This window comes from Paenibacillus sp. FSL L8-0436 (genome assembly GCF_038593025.1).
Lineage (GTDB): Bacteria > Bacillota > Bacilli > Paenibacillales > Paenibacillaceae > Paenibacillus_AQ.
In genome coordinates this window covers 7,016,133-7,034,321 of sequence record NZ_CP151955.1, presented here as the reverse complement: position 1 = coordinate 7,034,321, position 18,189 = coordinate 7,016,133, and the positions used below count along the sequence as shown (strand labels likewise).

General features: G+C 52.2%; 14 protein-coding genes. 7 read left to right on the top strand and 7 right to left on the bottom strand.

From position 1 onward, the window contains the following. Window positions 1-6 precede the first annotated feature (6 nt). From NSS79_RS32405 to NSS79_RS32375, 7 genes are all read left to right on the top strand, one after another. A complete protein-coding gene (locus tag NSS79_RS32405) occupies window positions 7-903 on the top strand; it encodes a sugar ABC transporter permease (protein WP_038597786.1) in 897 nt (298 codons plus the stop codon). 45 nt (window positions 904-948) lie between these two features. Beyond that, entirely contained in the window at window positions 949-1,812 is an 864-nt protein-coding gene (locus NSS79_RS32400) for a carbohydrate ABC transporter permease (protein WP_342440483.1), read from the top strand. Between the two features lie 50 nt (window positions 1,813-1,862). Beyond that, window positions 1,863-3,626, top strand: coding sequence for a histidine kinase (locus tag NSS79_RS32395; protein ID WP_342437561.1), 1,764 nt, complete (start codon window positions 1,863-1,865; stop codon window positions 3,624-3,626). After that, window positions 3,601-5,262 (top strand): response regulator, encoded by a 1,662-nt coding sequence (locus NSS79_RS32390; RefSeq protein WP_342437560.1) that lies wholly within the window; start codon window positions 3,601-3,603, stop codon window positions 5,260-5,262. The genes NSS79_RS32395 and NSS79_RS32390 overlap by 26 nt, the downstream gene beginning before the upstream one ends. Window positions 5,263-5,353: 91 nt before the next feature. Next, a complete protein-coding gene (locus NSS79_RS32385; RefSeq protein ID WP_342437559.1) occupies window positions 5,354-6,742 on the top strand; it encodes a sugar ABC transporter substrate-binding protein in 1,389 nt (462 codons plus the stop codon). Between the two features lie 146 nt (window positions 6,743-6,888). Then, complete coding sequence (locus NSS79_RS32380) at window positions 6,889-7,263, top strand: helix-turn-helix domain-containing protein (protein ID WP_038597780.1); 375 nt, start codon at window positions 6,889-6,891, stop codon at window positions 7,261-7,263. An 88-nt stretch (window positions 7,264-7,351) separates the two neighbouring features. Next, complete coding sequence (locus NSS79_RS32375; protein ID WP_342437558.1) at window positions 7,352-8,485, top strand: NADH-dependent flavin oxidoreductase; 1,134 nt, start codon at window positions 7,352-7,354, stop codon at window positions 8,483-8,485. A 599-nt stretch (window positions 8,486-9,084) separates the two neighbouring features. On the opposite strand, the gene pepT is transcribed toward NSS79_RS32375, so the two are convergent. From pepT to NSS79_RS32340, 7 genes are all read right to left on the bottom strand, one after another. After that, on the bottom strand, window positions 9,085-10,317 hold the full coding sequence (pepT, locus tag NSS79_RS32370; protein ID WP_342437557.1) for a peptidase T: 1,233 nt from the start codon (window positions 10,315-10,317) through the stop codon (window positions 9,085-9,087). Between the two features lie 91 nt (window positions 10,318-10,408). Further along, window positions 10,409-11,071, bottom strand: coding sequence for a class D sortase (locus NSS79_RS32365; protein ID WP_342437556.1), 663 nt, complete (start codon window positions 11,069-11,071; stop codon window positions 10,409-10,411). Between the two features lie 31 nt (window positions 11,072-11,102). After that, window positions 11,103-12,110: a hypothetical protein gene (locus NSS79_RS32360; protein ID WP_342437555.1), complete on the bottom strand. Its 1,008-nt coding sequence runs from the start codon at window positions 12,108-12,110 to the stop codon at window positions 11,103-11,105. Between the two features lie 464 nt (window positions 12,111-12,574). Then, window positions 12,575-13,588, bottom strand: coding sequence for an LLM class flavin-dependent oxidoreductase (locus NSS79_RS32355; protein ID WP_340896092.1), 1,014 nt, complete (start codon window positions 13,586-13,588; stop codon window positions 12,575-12,577). 233 nt (window positions 13,589-13,821) lie between these two features. After that, window positions 13,822-16,116: a M56 family metallopeptidase gene (locus tag NSS79_RS32350; RefSeq protein WP_342437554.1), complete on the bottom strand. Its 2,295-nt coding sequence runs from the start codon at window positions 16,114-16,116 to the stop codon at window positions 13,822-13,824. Beyond that, complete coding sequence (locus NSS79_RS32345) at window positions 16,113-16,520, bottom strand: BlaI/MecI/CopY family transcriptional regulator (protein ID WP_038597762.1); 408 nt, start codon at window positions 16,518-16,520, stop codon at window positions 16,113-16,115. The genes NSS79_RS32350 and NSS79_RS32345 overlap by 4 nt, the downstream gene beginning before the upstream one ends. Window positions 16,521-16,768: 248 nt before the next feature. Next, entirely contained in the window at window positions 16,769-17,746 is a 978-nt protein-coding gene (locus NSS79_RS32340; protein ID WP_340896094.1) for a LacI family DNA-binding transcriptional regulator, read from the bottom strand. Window positions 17,747-18,189: the final 443 nt, after the last annotated feature.

The window sequence follows — 18,189 nt, the reverse complement described above, 5'->3', positions numbered from 1 at the left end:
CAATCAATGAATGAAACGAAACGTCAAATAAACGCCTGGACCTTTGTAGCGCCAAGCTTGATTCTGACACTGATTTTTGGGGTGTACCCTATCTTTTGGGCTTTAAAGTACATGTTCTACGATTATCAGGGCTTCGGCACACCGCTTTTCATCGGCCTGGATAATTTCGAGCGGCTGTTCCGTGATAAGGATTTCTGGCAGTCCGTGGTCAACACCTTCATCTATGCAGGCGGCAAGCTTGTGATTACCATCCCGCTGTCGTTTGTACTGGCGGTAATTCTCAACCGCGCCTTGAAGGGGCGCCAGCTGCTGCGGGCGATTTATTTCATGCCTACCGTGATCAGTGCTTCGGTGATGGCGATTGTGTTCTACGTTATTTTCAACTCTTACAACGGAATGGTGAATCAGCTGCTCATGGGCGCCGGAATTGTATCCGCTCCCATAGACTGGCTGGGCGCCAAACACGCCTTAATCACGGCGATTATTATCGCAATCTGGGGTGCGGTCGGCAACTATATGCTGCTCTTTATTGCCGGGCTGCAGAATATTCCGGAGGATCTTTATGAAGCCGCTTCCCTGGACGGCGCGGGGCCGCTGCGGAAGATGTGGAGCATTACCGTTCCGATGCTGGGACCTGTGCTGCAAATGATCATCATGCTGGCCATTACCGTCTCTCTGAAAGGCTACGAGAGCATTATGGTGCTGACCGAGGGCGGGCCGTACGGCAAGACGGAAGTCATGTATCTGTATCTCTATAAACTGTTTTTCCCTGTATCGAGTGGAGGATCAAGCATCCAGCAGTTTGGTTACGGGAGCGCGGTCGGGTTCACCACTGCGGTTATCGTCGGTCTGATCACGCTGGTTTACTTTTATGTATCCAAGAAGCTGAATGATATCTATTAAAAGAGAGGAGAATGTACAGTGAGCACATTGCATGCGGAAACGAAAATGTCTCCGGCACAAGCTGAGCGTTCGGTTAAGACCAAAGCGCTGCTGTCCAAGGTACTGCTGTGGATTTTCCTGCTTCTGGTGGCGGCTTTTGCGGTGTTCCCGATTGTTCTGGCCTTTTTCGGGTCGCTTAAGTCCAATCTGGAGCTGACTACAGGAACAACCCTGCTGCCGAAGGAATGGAAATTCGATAACTATTCGCAGGCCTGGACTTCAGCGAATTTCGCACGCTTCACCTGGAACAGCGTATTTATCAGCACATTTACTACTATAGGCACTCTATTGATAGGAACGATGGCTGCATATGCAGTAGCAAGGGTTGATTTCTACGGGAAACGGCTGTATGTGGTCATTCAGTCCTGCACTCTGTTTATCTCCATCGGTGCTGTCGTGCTGCGTCCCCAGTTTGATCTTATGGTATCGCTTCATCTGCAAAAATCGCTCTGGGGCGTCATCATCATTCTGATCAGTGCCCATGCGACCGCATTCTTTATGTTGATCGGTTTTGTGCGGGCGATCCCGAAGGAACTTGACGAGGCGGCGTTTATTGACGGCTGCAACTTCTATAGCGTATACTTTCGTGTTATCTTGCCGCTCCTGACGCCCGCGCTGGGGGTGACTGCGCTCTGGACCTTCCGCGGCGCATGGAATGAATATATTCTGCCGCTGGTATTTACCATGACGCAGCCTGCCCTGCAGACACTGACCGTAGGTTTGGCCGGGCTGAAATACGGTATCGGGGATGCGGCACAGCCCCAGTTAATGCTTGCCGGCGCATGCTTGTCCATGCTGCCGATGATTATTGTCTATATTTTTGCCAACAAATCATTCATGCAGATGACGGCCGGCTCTGTAAAGGGCTGAGGCTAACGCAGCGATTCTCCGGGCGGCCGGTCAACAAAGGATGTGGAACCATGCTGAAGGCCTGGCTTTACCGGACCTCGCTGAAGAAAAGAATATGGCTGTCGTTTACTGCACTGACGGTCTTTTGCATCTCTATTACCGGCCTGTGGGCCTACTCCATTGCTTCGCGGGCTATGGAGCGCAATTCCATCGACCTGAACCGCAATGTGCTGAACCAGTCGGTCAACGTGCTGGACCAGAAGCTGAAGCAGATTATTGTGGCTTCCTCCACGATGATGCTGAGTGAAGCGTACAAGCAGACCATAAGGGACATACAAGCGCATAACACAGACCGGTTTTTCGCCAATTTCTCCTTGCTGCAAGGCCCCTTTACACAGGCGGAGCTGACGGAGAACTCCATTGAATCTATACTGATCAGTACGCCGGACGGGGATTTCTATTCCGCCGGCAATCTGCGCAGAACAGCGACTCCATTTATGGAGTCTTTGCTGTATAAGCGGATCAAGGACAATCCGGAATCGAACTGGGTGGAGAGCCACCAGGATGAGCTGTTCGCCGGAAAGCATCAGGTCATTTCCCTGCTGCTGCAGCCGCTTACGGAGAATTACGTGCCGGATGTCTTTTTGACCGTCAATGTAAAGGAGGACATCCTGGAAGATACGGTCAGCGGAGGTGCCAGCCTCGGCAGCGCAAAGTTTCTGCTGATCAATAAGACGGGGGCAAGCGTCTTCGGAGACAAGGAGCGGCCGGAATGGTCACGCTCGGCGGCATTTATGGACAAGCTGCTTGAAGCAAAAAGCGGCAATTTCGAGTATTCCGCCGGCGGCGGGCCGATGCTGGTCAGCTATGCCGAATCACGGTATGCGGACGACTGGCTGCTGGTCAGCTACCAGTCGAAGAAGGAGCTGCTCCAGCCTGTGCGCAGCATTCAGTGGCTGGTGCTGATGATCATGGCTGTCTGTATTGTGATCGCGCTGCTGCTGGCGAGATATTTGTCCGCACTGCTGCTTGGGCCGCTGCTGAAGCTGCAGAAGACGATGTCGCGGGTGGAGCAGGAGGATCTGGGCGCCCGTTTCCAGAGTCCGTTTCAGGATGAGATCGGGGAAGCGGGCCGTAAATTCAACCAGATGCTGGACCGGATCGGCGAGCTGATTCTTGAAGTCAAGGATACGGAAAAAGAAAAGCGGAAAGCGGAGATCAAAGCGCTGCAGGCGCAGATTGAGCCCCATTTTTTATATAACACACTGAATACAATCTTCTGGAAATGCGAAATGGATGAATATGAAGATGTGAAGCAGATGGTGATTTCTCTGTCCGCCCTGTTCCGGCTGGGCCTGAACAACGGGCAGGAAATTACGACTCTGGGCAGGGAGCTGGAGCATGTCCGCCAGTACCTGAACCTACAGCAGCAATGCTACGAGGGATTGTTCGAATATACGATAACCGCAGGGCCGGAGCTGCTGGAGCTTCCCGTGCTGAAGATTATCATTCAGCCTCTCGTGGAGAATTCCATTCTGCATGGGCTGAAGGAGCTGCGGAACGGAGGGAGGATTCGGATCTCCGTGGCAGTGGAGGCGCACAATCTTGTAATCCGGGTAACCGACAACGGGGCGGGCATGGATGCGGAGAAGCTGAATGTCCGGCTGAAGGAGCCTGTCGGCAGCGGAGGGTACGCTCTATCCAATATTTGCAGCCGGTTGCAGCTGTATTACAGCAAGGAGGCCGGATTATCCTTTTGCAGCCGTCCACTTATCGAAACCGAAGCGGTTCTCTCATTTCCAATGGAAGGTGGAGTTTATCCTGAACCACACTGAACCTATTAAAATATGTATTGTTGACGATATCCCGGCCGTTGTCCGGGGCTTGTCACAGCGAATCCCCTGGGAGGAGCACGGCATTGTAGTTGCAGCAACAGCGGCCGACGGAGAAGAAGGGCTAATGCAGATCCGCAAGCACCGGCCTGATATTGTGTTGACCGACATCCGCATGCCGTTTACCGACGGACTGGAGATGATGCGGATCATTCAGGCGGAGCAGCCGGACATCAAGCTGATTTTCCTGACGGGCTACTCCGATTTCACATATGCCCAGGAAGCGGTGAAGCTTGGGGCCTTTGACCTGATCGTCAAGCCTTTTACCAAGCCTCAGGTGCTTGAATCGGTTCTGAAGGCCAAAGAGGTGCTGGAGCGGGAACGCTCCCAGGCCGAACAGATGCGGGGGATGGAGCAGAAGCTGCGGGAGAGCATGCCTTATTTGCGCCAGGAGTATATGCGTCTGCTCATCCGCTATGGCAGCAGGCAGCAGCACCTCAGCCAGCAGTGGGATTTCTATGCCATTACAATGAACAGCCGTGACTTTTGTGTGCTGGTGGCGGAAATAGACTTTTTTGCAGAGCGCACGGCCGCCCTGCCAGTATCCGAGGTCGAGCTGATCCGTTTTGCGGTGCAGAATATTCTGGAAGAGACGGTTGCTGCCTATACGCAAGGCCTCGTCTTCCGCGAGCACGTCAATCAATTCGTCATCGTCATGAATCCCCCGGCGGAGCTGGATGCGGAACAGCTCGCGGAGAAATGCCGGGAGAACGTATGCCGTCATACGTACCAGACGGTGTCGATCGGACTCGGCGGGGAGATCGAGGAGGCCGGCCAGTTGTCCGTGTCCTATGCCCAGGCGTTGTCTGCGCTGGCGAATACTTTTTTGACCGGCGGGAACAGCGTATACCGTTATGTGGAATCGCTGGAGGGGGATGCCGCGCTGCCCAGGTACTCTTACGACAAAGAGAAGGAACTGCTCTACTGCCTGCGTTCGGCCAATCTGGCCAAAGCGGAGGAACAGCTAGGCGACATCTGGAATGAATGGCTGAGCGCTCCCGCCCTGCCGGGCCCGGCAATCGTCAAGACAATGTGTCTTGAACTGGCTCATTCGATCCACCGTGTCTTTTCCGACAAGGCTTCAGACTTGGAGGTTAAGACGCTGGAGAAGAAGCTGGCCGACATGAACGGAGCCGCCTCCTTTGAGGAGCTGCGCAGGCAGATCCGGGAATTTTGCCGCCAGGGCTGTGCGTACGTGCAAATCCGCCAGTCCAGCGATGCGCGTGTGCTGGTGGAGCGGGCCATCGTCCATATCAATGGAAATCTGCACCGCAACCTTTCCGTAGCTGATTGTGCCAGAGAGGTTCATCTCAGCCCGAGCTATTTCTCCAATCTGTTCAAAAAGGAGATGGGGATGACGCTCGCCCAATACATTATCAGCCGCAGAATGGAGAAGGCCAAGGAACTGGTGCTGGAAGGCATGCAGGTTCAGGATATCGCCGTCTCGCTGGGCTATGAGGACCGCCCCTATTTTACTGAACTCTTCAAAAAATATACCGGCATGACCCCTACCGACTTCCGCTCCAAATACGCTTCGGTCACGCAGCGCAGAAACAGTGATTTCGTCTCCCATGAATAGTTGTTTTCTCCTTCACTTAGAATCGGGCGGACATTCTATAATTTTTATATGAAATGAATGCGATTACAAAAAGAAAAGGGAGGCAATTTAGATGAAAAGAAATAAGTGGATGCTGACTGGAGTTTCGCTGCTGCTGGCCGGTTCGCTGGCTGCGTGCTCCTCGTCCAATACAAATACGGAGGCGGAGGGCAGCAATACAGCCGCTGAGAAAACAAAGCTGGTCTACTGGACCATCGACCGTCATGATTCTGACTTTATAGAGCAGAAAATCAGTGAGTATGAGGGCCTCAATCCCGATGTCGATATTGAAATGAAGGTGATGGCCGAGAACTACGCCCAATCGGTGGATATTGCCTTCTCCAGTAAACAAGCACCGGATATTCTGCGTGTGGATACGGGGAATGTGCCAACCTGGGTGAAAAAAGGCTACCTGGAGTCCTTCGACAGTTATATTACACCGGAAATGAAAAGCCGGTTCGAGAAGGTACTCATTAATGAGAAGAACACCGTGGACGGCAAAATCTACACCCTGCCGAATATCGGCCAGTTCTGGCGCCTGATCTATAACGTCGATCTGTTCGAGAAGGCCGGAATTACCGAGCCGCCGACCACACTGGCGGAAATGGTGGAGGATGCCAAGAAGATTACCGAGGCGGGTAAAGCCAGCGGTGCTTATGGCTTCGCCGGAAATTTCAAAAGCGCAAGCGGCTTTGAACGTATCGCTTATCCGATCACGACCCTCAGCAAAACGGCAGGTACAGAGGGCTTCAACTTCCAGACCGGCCAGTTCGACTTCAGTATGTATAAGGAAGCGCTTGAAGCACTGCGGCAGATCACGATGGACGGAAGCATGATGCCGGGCTCGGAATCGCTGGATATTGACCCGCTGCGTGCGCAATTCGCCCAGGGTAAAATCGGGATGTACTTCAACCATTCTGTCGAGCCGAGCGTATACAAAACCCAGTTCCCGACCGATATCCGCTGGGCCGCAGCGCTTCCTCCAACAGTGGACGGCCAGCAAAATGGTGCCAGTCAGGTTATCTCCGGCAGCTACCTGGCGATGAGCAAGGATTCGGAGCAGAAGGAAGCGGCTTGGAAATTTATCGAGTGGATGTACAGCGATGAGGTGCAGATTGCCTATCAGGAAGGCGGATACGGGGTTTCGGTTATTCCTTCCGTTGCTGCTGCAGCGAAAGCTCCGGATATTCCGGGAATCGAGAACTTCCTGCCAACGAAATTTGATGCCATCTATCCGGCAACTCCGCTGGTGACTACCGAAGGACGCCTGGAAGGAACGAAGAAAGTCGATGTTTTCAACAAATATATTTTTGACGGCGGAGATTTGGACAAGGAGCTTCAGGATCTGAATACCCGTTATAACGAAGCACTGGAAAAAGCCAAAGCAGCGGGTGACACCACGATTGAAGCGCAGCCGGACTTCAGCGCAGCCAGCCTGCAGGGAAGCCTGTCCAGCAAATAAAACGCATACGCAGCATACAGACCGCAGGCCGAGCCTGCGGTCTGTATGCGTACATAGGGAATATGGCCCCGGTGCGCCTGCCGGCGATGTGCGGCCCCCGGGTGTTTTGTAGTATGATGTTAAAGAACGAAAGGGGGCCGCATACCTTGGCGACGGATATTAAAGACCGTATCAATCTGAAGGAAATCAACTGCGAGAAGGAGCTTACGCTTGCCGTTATCGGCGGTAAATGGAAGCTGATCATCTTATGGCACTTAGGCCTTGAAGGAACCAAACGTTTCAGTGAGCTGAAGAAGCTTATTCCTCATATTACGCAAAAAATGCTGACCAATCAGCTTCGTGAGCTGGAGGAAGACCAGCTTGTGCTGAGAAAGGTGTATGCTGAGGTCCCTCCGAGAGTAGAATACTCTTTGACGGAATACGGGCAGAGCCTGCTGCCTGTACTGCGTATGATGTACGATTGGGGCAAAAACTACGGGAATAATGTCATCTGGAAGGATATACCTGAGGGGGATAGATAACGTTAGTTAGCAATAGATTACAGACTGCCGGTCCAAGCTGCAAGCGTGGAGCCAGTAGCACTAAGTATATAATGGAGGGAAATCAAAGATGTCTACAGATTATAGTCCACTGCTGGAATCCTACCGGTTCGAAAACGGGATTTCATTAAAAAATCGTGTCGTTATGGCACCGATGACCAACTTTTCTTCCAACGAGGACGGTACGGTATCCGGTCCCGAATTGCAATATTATGCCCGCCGCTCCAAAGGTGCGGGACTGGTGATTACGGCCTGTGTATATGTGACGCGGGGCGGTAAAGGTTTTGCCGGCGAATTCGGTGCAGACCGTGATGAACTGATTCCAAGCCTGCGCGAGTTGGCTGAAGCAATCAAGGGTGCAGGCGCGAAGGCAGTTCTGCAGATTTTCCACGGCGGCCGCCAGTGTCCTCCTGAGCTGCTTCCGGATGGCCAGACGGTCAGCGCGAGCAATGTTCCGGCTGAGCTGCCGCGCGGCGGTCACGGACCTGTTCCTCGTGCGCTGAGCGAAGAAGAAATTACCGGCATTATAGCCGACTTCGGCGCGGCTACACGCCGGGCCATCGAGGCCGGCTTCGACGGCGTGGAGATTCATGGGGCGAACGGCTATTTGCTGCAGCAATTTTTCTCCCCGCATTCCAACACACGCGAAGACCGCTGGGGCGGCAGCCTGGAGAACCGGCTGACTTTCCCGCTCGCCGTGCTGCGTCAGGTCAAACATGCGGTGAAGGAGCATGCTTCGTCGCCGTTTCTGGTCGGCTACCGCTTCTCACCCGAGGAGCCGGAAACGCCGGGGATTACGATGGCTGAGACCTTTGCGCTGATTGATGCGCTGAAGGAGGAAGGGCTGGACTATCTGCATGTTTCGCAGCAGGATCTGTGGTCCAAGCCTCACCGCGGCACGGACGACAGCCGTCCAAGGATTGAGCAAATTGTGGACCGCGCAGGAGATGATGTTCCGGTTATTGGTGTCGGCTCCCTGTATAAGGCCGATGATGCGCTGAAGAGCCTGGAGACCGGAATCAGCCTGGTAGCCCTAGGCCGCCCGCTGCTGATTGATCCGGACTGGGTACAGAAGGTTGCCGAAGGGCGGGCTGCTGACATTAAGACAGAGCTTGATCCTTCAGCTCAGGCGGAGCTTGTAATACCGGACCCGCTATGGGGCGCATTAATTCATACGCCGGGCTGGATGCCGATCAAAGCCTAAACCCGATCCAGCGGAGCGTTGGAGGTAAAACTGCCGCCTGCGGATTAATTGGGGCAGCAGCCGCTCCGTTTGGTTCGTCTCAGAAGGAGCCGTTACAGCTAAGTTTGAGGTGTTGCCACGGCCGCGGACCGGGGAGACCTTATTTTCTCTGTAGAGTGCATTTTACGGACTAACGGACCGTAGCGCACTTATTACCGTTGCGGCAGCCGGATTTCAGGTCAATACCCGTGCATAAGTGCATTGGGGTCCGATAGCTTGCCGGAATGATGCTCCAGTCGAAAATAAGAGCTGCTGGGTCCGTTGCGAGCCCGGGGTCTATTCTGGCAGCGGAGGAACGATTTCCAGAAAATCCGCGTCCCATACTGATTGCTGTCCGGCTACCGCCGGATGCTCTCACCAAGCAAAAACCCTCTGACTCCCGCATTGCGGCTTGGTCAGAGGGTTTTATTTTTGCGCAGTTTGCGCAGATAATAAAAGCGGATAAGCCGCAGGAGCTTCACTACCTGCGCAAAGAGGCCTGCCCGGTCAGAGCAATTGCTCTTGACCGGGCAGGCCTCTTTGTTGCAGCGGGTTGTGCAGCCGCAAGGGGAAACCTTCGGCTATGCCTTTTGCTCAAACAGCCTGGCAATCTCAACGATAACCTGGACGGATTTCAGCATAACATCTACAGAAGCGTACTCAAATTTGCCGTGGAAATTTTCGCCCCCGGTAAAAATATTCGGAGTCGGGAGTCCCATGTAGGAGAGCTGTGAACCGTCTGTCCCGCCGCGGATCGGGCGAATGACCGGTGTTATGCCGAGGTTCTCCATCGCTTCATGGGCAATATCGACGATATGGCGGACCGGCTCGATTTTTTCACGCATATTATAATATTGGTCATTCAATTCCAGCACAATGTTCTCATCGCCATAAGTGGATTTGAATTCATCTACAATCGCAGAAATATTCGCTTTGCGGTTCTCGAACTGGGTGCGGTCAAAGTCGCGGATAATGTAATGCAGCTTGCTGTGCTCCGCCGATCCCTGCATGGAGATCAAATGGTAGAACCCTTCATAGCCGTCCGTAAATTCAGGAGCCTCGCCGGATGGCAGCCGGAGGTGGAAGGCCATGGCGATTTTGGGCGAATGGATCATTTTTCCTTTGGCGGTGCCGGGATGCACGTTGACGCCTTTGAAGCTGATTTTGGCGGCAGCAGCATTAAAGCTCTCATATTCCAGTTCTCCCAGAGGCCCTCCATCAACGGTGTAGGCGTAGGAAGCGCCGAAGGCGGCGACATCGAATTTATGCGGCCCGCGTCCGATTTCCTCATCGGGGGTGAAGGCGACTCTAATCTTGCCATGCTTAATTTCCGGGTGCTCCAGAAGATACGCCATCGCGGTCATAATCTCGGCGATTCCGGCCTTGTTGTCTGCTCCCAGCAGCGTTGTGCCGTCTGTCGTAATCAGGGTATGTCCCTTATACCCGGGCAGCTCAGGGAAACTCTCCGTGGAGAGGACCACATTCAGCGCCTTGTTCAGCACAATGTCGTTCCCGTCATAATTCTCGACAATTTGCGGTTTCACACCAGTGCCGGTGAAATCTGTCGCGGTATCCAAATGCGCCAGGAAGCCGATCGTCGGAACTTCCTTGTCGCTGTTGGCGGGAAGGGTAGCCATGACATAACCATGCTCGTCCACCGTAACCTCCGCAAGTCCTAGTTCGCTAAGTTCGTCAACGAGCTTACGGGCCAGCACCATCTGCCCCGGAGTGGAAGGACAGGTGTCACTGTCTTCATCCGATTGGGTATCCATCTCAGCATAAGACACAAAACGTTTGATCAGCTCTTCTTTCAAAATGGTTCAGCTCCTCTTTTTCTTCCGGTCGTATGTCTATATTATCACTTTCTATAGAAGGTCTCATCCTTAGCGTTGTGGCGTGCATATGTTATTCCGCTTCGCGGGACAGCGGCTCCTGCCGGAGCAATGACGCCGAGAGCAGGTAACGGTCAGGCGCAGAGCCGACGTAGGAGAAAGGATAGCAGGTGATCAAGGTAAGCACCGGTGTATCACTCTGCTTAATCGCCCCCCGTTCATCGCCGTCTACAATGAGACTGCCGGTAACTTCATAAATGAATTTTCCTTCGGCGGTCTCCAGCTCGATCAGATCATGGACTTCCAGATTGCCAAGGCCGCGAAACACTGTATCGCGATGGCCGGCCAGCACGCTGTTGCCGATGGCGCCAATCGCTGCGCTCCCTTCATAATGCCCTGCGCCTTTTTTCAATTGGGGGCGCTCCGTTCCTTCCAGAATCGCCACCCGTTTATCCAGCCTCGGAAAATAAATCTCTCCAATAACTTCGCCCCCGGTATAATCGGTTCTGGAAATGTTTTTCTCTCCAGAGAGGTTGACCATCCCTGCGGGCAGCGGAGTTTCTTCTTCCGGCACCTGGAGACTGACAGCTTCCTCCCTCTTTTTGTCCCAATCGTTTAGGGCATGGCGGGCTTCAGCGGGTGCTTTTAAGATTTGCACTACAGAATAGATCAGTACACACAAAGAGAGTATGAAGATCAGCTTCACGGCAATGGATAGCCCGGAACGCTTCTTCATACTCTCACCTCCAACCTTTGGCTAATTCAGCTTATTTTTTCGAATTCAATCTGCGAAGGACGATAATACTGAGTATGGCAACAGCCAAACTGATCAGAATCAGGTTATACCAAGGTTCTGCTGTATCCGGCAATTTGTCGCCCTCTTCCGGTCCGGAGAGCGGAATCTCATCATCATCTATAATGACGTCGTCGCTTGGTGCCGGAGACGGTGTCGGTGTCGGCGTGGCCGAACCTTCCGGTGTTCCATGGTTTGTGCCGCCCATTGGCACAGGTTCATCCGTTACAGTCACTACAGCGGTTGCCGGTGAAGCTGTCACGGCTGGTGATCCGGTTGGAGCCGCCGATGTTCCCGGTGTGGCAGTAATGCCTGGGGACGCTGTCGGCCCGCTGCTAGGTGTGCTTGTTGGATTACCTGACGGCTCCGTTGAAGCGGAGGCGGCCGGTGTCGCGCCAGGATCAGTGGTTGGACCCGGTGTCACGGTAGCACTTGCTGTCGGACTAGGTTCATTGGTTGGACCTGGTGTCGCGGTAGCGGCCGGTGTTGCGCTAGGTTCAGCTGTTGGTTCTGGTGAGGCTGAAGCGGAGAAGATGAAGTCGACGCTTGTTGTCTTCCCCTGATATTCATTTCCCGCTTCCAGCGGAAAGGACACATCCATCTGGAGCACTTCCTGTGAACCTCCGGTAAGTGTACCTATGGCTACCCTGCCTTCTGCCTCGCTCATCACTCCTGAATAGAGGATTACTCCCTCTTTTTGCAGGGTCATTTGCAGTATATTGTACAATTCCTCGTCTCCGGAGGTGAATTTGAAATCAACAAAATAATTAAACCGTTCATGACCCTCATTGATCACCGTATAATCTGAGGTCGTTGCGTCGCCCGGCTGCATATTGCTCATAATCTCGGTGCTCGTCGTATGGGAATTGACCCGGAGCTTAATCGTCTCTTCTGCGCTTACACCCCCGGCATGCCAGATGACACCTGCCAGAATGATCAGAATGTAGGCGCCTATAAAGCCGGCCTGAACTCTCTTCTTCACTTTCCACGCTCCTTTCTACCGGAAAGTAATCCTGCCCTCAGCGTACTCTCGACAAATCCTTACTTTAACCCTGATGTTTCTTCAACTTTTGTCATAAAGAGTAGTTTTATGGAGAACTACTACATAATAAGGCGATGGTGTCCTGAAAACAGTGGTCAGAGTTTTACAGCCATATGTATGTTCGTTATAACGAATATATACAGTATAATCAAAATTGTAAATAAAGAAAAACGGAATAAAACATATTCATTGGCTGAAATCAATCAATTTGAAGATGGAATAACCAGTTATCGTTTAATTACTTCGATTTACTCATTATTTATCCATATCATTGTTGATGATGGCGTTTTATAAAGAACGATCCGGGATAAGTATACAAAAAAACAAGGCGGTTACAAGGAAGGGAAGCCGCTGCTTTCCAACCTAATAATCGCCTTGCTTAGTTATGTGCCGGATGTCGGGATCTAGTTCTCCTTAAAAAGCTGGGCTATGAGCTCATAGGAATGCAACTGGGCCGAATGGTCGAAAATTTGCGATGCGATGATGAACTCATCGGCATCGGTCTCTTCAACAATCTGCAGAAGCCGTTCTTGCAGAGCGGAGGGATCACCCGCTATAGAGTAATTCTGCTTGTTCTGCAGAATGGCTTTTTCCTGGATGGACCATAGGCCATCCATGCTGTCTACCGGAGGCTGGAGCATGCCGGTGCGTCCACGGATAATGTTCAGAAATTGCTGCTGCTGAGAGGTAGCAAGTCTTCGGGCTTCCTCTACGGTGTCAGCGGCAGTAGCTCCAAGCCCGACCATGACATGAGGCTTGGATAGGGCAGCCGATGGCTTGAAGCTGCTGCGGTACAGTTGCAGGGCAGGCAGCAGATAATCCGGTGCAAAATGGCTGGCAAAGGCAAACGGCAGGCCTAGCTGCCCCGCCAGTTGGGCGCTGAAGCCGCTCGAACCCAGCAGCCAGATCGGAATGTTCAGGCCTTCGCCGGGAACAGCGCGCACTCCGAGCGGCCGCGAGCCTGCGCCGTTTGGATCAAAGTAAGCCCGGAGCTCGCTCAGCTGCTCGGGGAATTCACTGCCGTCGCTGCCCAGGCCGCGCCGCAGCGCTCTGGAGGCTGCCTGGTCAGAGCCCGGAGCTCTTCCCAGCCCCAGATCTATGCGTCCAGGATACAGGGACTCCAGTGTGCCGAATTGCTCCGCAATCATGAGCGGCGCATGGTTGGAGAGCATGATGCCTCCGGAGCCTACGCGGATACTGCGTGTACCAGCGGCCACATGACTGATGACAAGCGAAGTGGCGGAGCTGGCGATGCCAGTCATATTATGATGTTCCGCCAGCCAGTAGCGTTTATAGCCCCACTCTTCGGCATGACGGGCCAAATCCAGTGTGTTATGAAATGAATCCGCTGCTGTACTGCCCTCTTTAATCGGAGCGAGATCCAGCACGGAAATGGGAATGTCCCGAAGTTGCTTCACTTTAATCCCTCCAGTTATGATGCTTTAAGCATCTTATATCAGTATTTACAGCTATGAAATGAACTACCCCATAATTATAACATGAAATAATATTATTTACACACTTTAAGTAAGTGTTGACGCAAGCAAACCGCAGCGATAATGGATGTTCTGGGCTCTGATGGAACTGCAAAAACGGCTGTAGCCTATGGGCACAGCCGTTTCTGCAGTGTTGTACTGATTCGGGGTTGAGCTTAATGAGTCTGCGCCGCTGCTGCGGCCAGTTTATCAATGTCTGCAGCGGGGACTTCCATGAATGAAGAGACAATGGTCCGCTGATCCTCAAGCGCCGGTACGCCAGTGAATCCCACTTTGTAGATTATGCCTTCATCCTGCCAGAAATAACTGAGGAAATCCGGCTCGGTAGGCTTGCTTAGCTCTCCGTCGATTTTGTAAGGTTCCGTAACCAGCACCTCTTGTCCATTTACATGAGCAACGGTAAGGGGAACGGCAAACTTTTCTCCGTCAATCCGGTAAAAAAAGACTTGTCCTTCCTCTTTGAAGGTTTCATATAAGCCTTGATTCTGCATTTGCAAAAAGTTGAACCGCTTGAGACCTTCTGTTTCTTCAGCATCCGGATTGAAGTATCCAGTCCGAAACACTGTTTCGGACATTCCCTGTCCGTCTAGAGGATAACTGAATTCACTACTTGTGGTGAGCGTGGCCGTATGCATGGCAAGGCCGGACACTTCCATAGGGAACTTAGGCACAAAGTCCATAATATCGGCAGCCATCCGCAAATCCTTCACATCGATGACATCTACATTAAATAACTTTTTATTCACGAAGCTGCGTTTCATTTGTTCATCCGGATATTTGATAGAGGCTATGAGTGAAGCGATTTCTTGTTGTGATAGGGTACCACTGCCTATATATAGTTTATATACAATCCTATCCCGCTCCCAAATATAGAATAATTTCTGTACATACTGATTGACATGCACATTGACATGGATTGTGTTTATACCGCCAATGGTAGTGGGTTTCCGGTCAACCGGAAGAGGGGGCCCGCCGTCGCCACTCGAGGATTCTTCAAGTTCAACAGCCGTATAAATCTGCTCAACGCTGCTGTCCTTGTAAGCCTCCAATGAAAATTGCCCGGTGTGGGTATCCCCGTCGTACCGTTCATAATAGAGAGTAACTTGATCAATCTCGTTATCCTCTGACGACGCAGTAGCAGCTGCAGCTTCGGGCAGAGTGACTGCAAGGTAAGCCCTCTCCAGAATGAAATCCGGGGGCAGCACGGACGGGGCCTGGAAGGCAAAACCCGCTTCCTCCACGGCTCTGTCCAGACGATTATAATTTCTATTCTTGTGCAGATTGATTAAATCATCGTTAACAGCTGTGTTGTCAGTTTTTGAATCGCCGGAGGCATTCGTTAGTGTCACCACGCTCAGCAGAATCAGGAGCAGCACGGCTGCCGCTGATATCCGGTACGAGCCTTTTTTAAATGAGCGAATCATAGAGACCCTCCTTGTAATCTGCTGACGGTGCTGCGATCCGAAGAAATAAAGCACTTCGCGGTCGGTCCGTCCTTTTGAAAACTGCTTGAGAAATTCAACGAGCGTTAATCCGTACGCCGCAGCTTCTTCTTCTCCCAGCACATCCAATACGTATGCGTCACAGGCCAGCTCCCGGTCGGTTTTCATTTTGTGCAGTCCGAGCCAAGATAAAGGATTGGGCCAGTGAATAGCCGCGGCCGCACTGCCCAGCAGATTCCACAGGGTATCCCGGCGTTTATAGTGAGCAAGCTCATGGGCCAGAATGTGCAGCAGCTGCGGTGATGTTAACTCCTGAAGCGCCAGTTCCGGGACGTATATCCAAGGACGGAACACGCCGCTCAGGAAAGGGCTTTTGACCCGGGAGCCGGTGTAGAGCGGGATCTTTCTTTTCACTCCGAACCGGTTCAGAGCGTCCTCAAGAACCGTAATTGTCCGGGGATCAGTAACCCGTCTCAGCCGCTTCCGCCCGCGGAGCTGCCTGCTCATGATGCCAAGTCCGTTCAGGAAAAGAAAGACTGCGCCGCCGAACCAGATTGTAGCAGCGGCCTTCAGCCAGGGAGAGTAGATACCAGCCGCACTGGAATGTCGGCCACCCGGCGCCTGCCCGTCCGCCTGTTGTAGGTGTCCCGCATTAATGCTGTCTCCGGTTCCGGGAGTGCCTGATTGCGGATCAGAATCAGAGCCCAGCCCCTGATTGCTTGGAGCAGCAGCTTGCAGATTCGGCAATGGGGCTGTATCAGCGGCCTGTCCCGTGAGCGCGCTCTTTATTCCTTCTCCAAACTGAAGCACATGGAACATGCTGAGCGGACTGTCCGGGATCACCGGAAGCAGCATTCGGATAATGACCAGCAGCCACAGCAGGTAACGGACTCTGGCGCTGATGACCTTTTGCAGGATGGCATGAATTGCGATTACAACCAGAATCACCAGGCTCGCGGCTAGTGTATCATCCAGGAAATCGATAAACAGGCTGTAGATCACATTCATTCCTGTGTACCTGGATCTTTGTGTGCTCCTTGTGCTTTCTTCTCCTGGAGCAACCGTTCCAACTGCTCAATTTCCTGGGCGGATAACGTAACCTCTTCCAAAAAGTTGGTGACCATCAGGTTGGCGGCTCCCCCGAAGACCCGCTTCAAAAAAGACTGGCTTTCTGCTTGTACACATTCCCGCTCGGAGAGCAGCGGATAATAAAGATAACTTCGCCCGGATTTCTCGAAGCCAATGGCTTTCTTCTTAAGCAGCCGTGTGATAAAGGTGCGTACCGTCTGATCGCTCCATTCAATAGACCCCGGCAGGTGCTGGACAATTTGTTCAGCTGTAATCGGATGGTTGCCCCAGATGACTTTCATGATCTCCCATTCAGCCTCTGAAATTTTGGGGATGCTCTTCATATAATCGACTCCTCGCAGTTTCATGAACATTCAATCTACAAGTGTAGTTTTAATCTCTTGGTTGATATTACACTTGTAGATCTAAATTGTCAAACGCAGAAAACCCCCGTTCTGCTTGCTTACAGCAGAGCGGGGGTTAGCGTTTGGCAGGTGCAGTAAATGACATTGCATCCTGATCGGGGAAGATTTTCCTCGGGGTAGTTGCAATTTGTACAACTAAAAATTCATGCTTTGGATTTTACGCATACTCAAGTTGTAGCGCCTTCCTCCAGCTCAACCGGCAATATGTATTCTGCGTGGACGGCACCGCCGTGGACCTGCTGAATGATCAAATCAACAGCAAGTTTGCCCATATCTTCAATGGGCTGGCGGATGGTGCTGAGCGGCAGAGCCAGCAGGCTGCGCAGGGCAATGCCGTCATATCCTACAATCCGCACATCCTCAGGCACCTGCAATCCCCGCTCCCGGCAAGCCTTAAGCGCATAAGCTGCAATCAAATCGCTGCCTGCAAAGATGCCGTCCACATCGGGCTGTTCGTTGAACAGCTGCGCAAGCAGCCGCTCATAAGCTCCGACATCAAAGCTGTTATTATCCGTATGCAGCAAGGTATGCGGGAGGTTATGCTGCCGGGCGGTATCCGCAAAGGCTTCGGATCTTAGCACAGACAGGATGTTCAGCTCGGGATGCCCACCGATATGGGCGAGCCTGCGGCAGCCTTTATTAATCAATAAGGTAGTAGCCAGCACCCCGCCCCGATAGTTATCGGAGCAGACATAAGGAATTTCCGGCGATATTCTGCGGTCAAAGGTGACGAGCGGCAGATTCATTTGCCGGTAGGCCTCAACTTCCAGGGTGTGACTGCCCATAATAATGCCGTCGACCCGGCTTGCGCGAAGCATATCGATATATTCGAGTTCTTTATGTTTGTCCTGTTGCGAGTTGCAGAGCAGCAGCTTATAGCCGTTCCGGTAGGCATGCTCCTCGATATGGCTGGTCAATTCCCCGAAGAACGGATGAGAGACATGGGGGATAATCAGCCCGATAATATTTGATTTGGAGCGGCTGAGCGAGCGGGCGAGTTCGTTTGGCCGGTAATTGAGGTCATCCATCGCGCTGTAGACCTTTTTCTTCAGATCCTCGCTTAAGTACCCCCTGTTGTTCAGCACCCGGGAGACGGTTGTCACCGAAACGCCTGCCTTCAGCGCAACGTCTTTAATTGTAGGCATGTGGAACCTCCTGTCTTGGCGGGTCTTTGCACACTCATTCTAACTTGGATGCAAGGGACTGTCCATGAAGGGATGAACCTTCTATTTATGTTTCAAAAATTAGACTTTCCCCATATAATAAGAAGAAAAACGTCATAAATTGTAATTAATTTTATTTACTATATGAGTTGAACTTTAGACTTACCGATCCGGCATAGAACGCAACTGCGGTGAATGTTTGGACTTCCGGCCGCTGTTGTCTACAGATTTCTTGATTTATACCGCTATTTGCGGTTGAAATCCGTAGACAAAGGCGGTCGCTATCGCTCCTACAGTTCCAAACTTCCCCTCCGCTGCTTTTGCCTCTGGGTAGTTCTTTAGTTCAACTGATATTACTCTATTAGTCTTATAGATAAATAGCAAAGCCCAATCATAATGGATCCATACGCTTTTAATAGAAATTG

Coding starts and splice junctions, on each gene's coding strand:
- NSS79_RS32405 (WP_038597786.1), top strand. CDS start 7: ATGAATGAAACGAAACGTCAAATAAACGCCTGGACCTTTGTAGCGCCA.
- NSS79_RS32400 (WP_342440483.1), top strand. CDS start 949: ATGTCTCCGGCACAAGCTGAGCGTTCGGTTAAGACCAAAGCGCTGCTG.
- NSS79_RS32395 (WP_342437561.1), top strand. CDS start 1,863: ATGCTGAAGGCCTGGCTTTACCGGACCTCGCTGAAGAAAAGAATATGG.
- NSS79_RS32385 (WP_342437559.1), top strand. CDS start 5,354: ATGAAAAGAAATAAGTGGATGCTGACTGGAGTTTCGCTGCTGCTGGCC.
- NSS79_RS32375 (WP_342437558.1), top strand. CDS start 7,352: ATGTCTACAGATTATAGTCCACTGCTGGAATCCTACCGGTTCGAAAAC.
- NSS79_RS32365 (WP_342437556.1), bottom strand. CDS start 11,071: ATGAAGAAGCGTTCCGGGCTATCCATTGCCGTGAAGCTGATCTTCATA.
- NSS79_RS32350 (WP_342437554.1), bottom strand. CDS start 16,116: ATGAATGTGATCTACAGCCTGTTTATCGATTTCCTGGATGATACACTA.
- NSS79_RS32345 (WP_038597762.1), bottom strand. CDS start 16,520: ATGAAGAGCATCCCCAAAATTTCAGAGGCTGAATGGGAGATCATGAAA.
- NSS79_RS32340 (WP_340896094.1), bottom strand. CDS start 17,746: ATGCCTACAATTAAAGACGTTGCGCTGAAGGCAGGCGTTTCGGTGACA.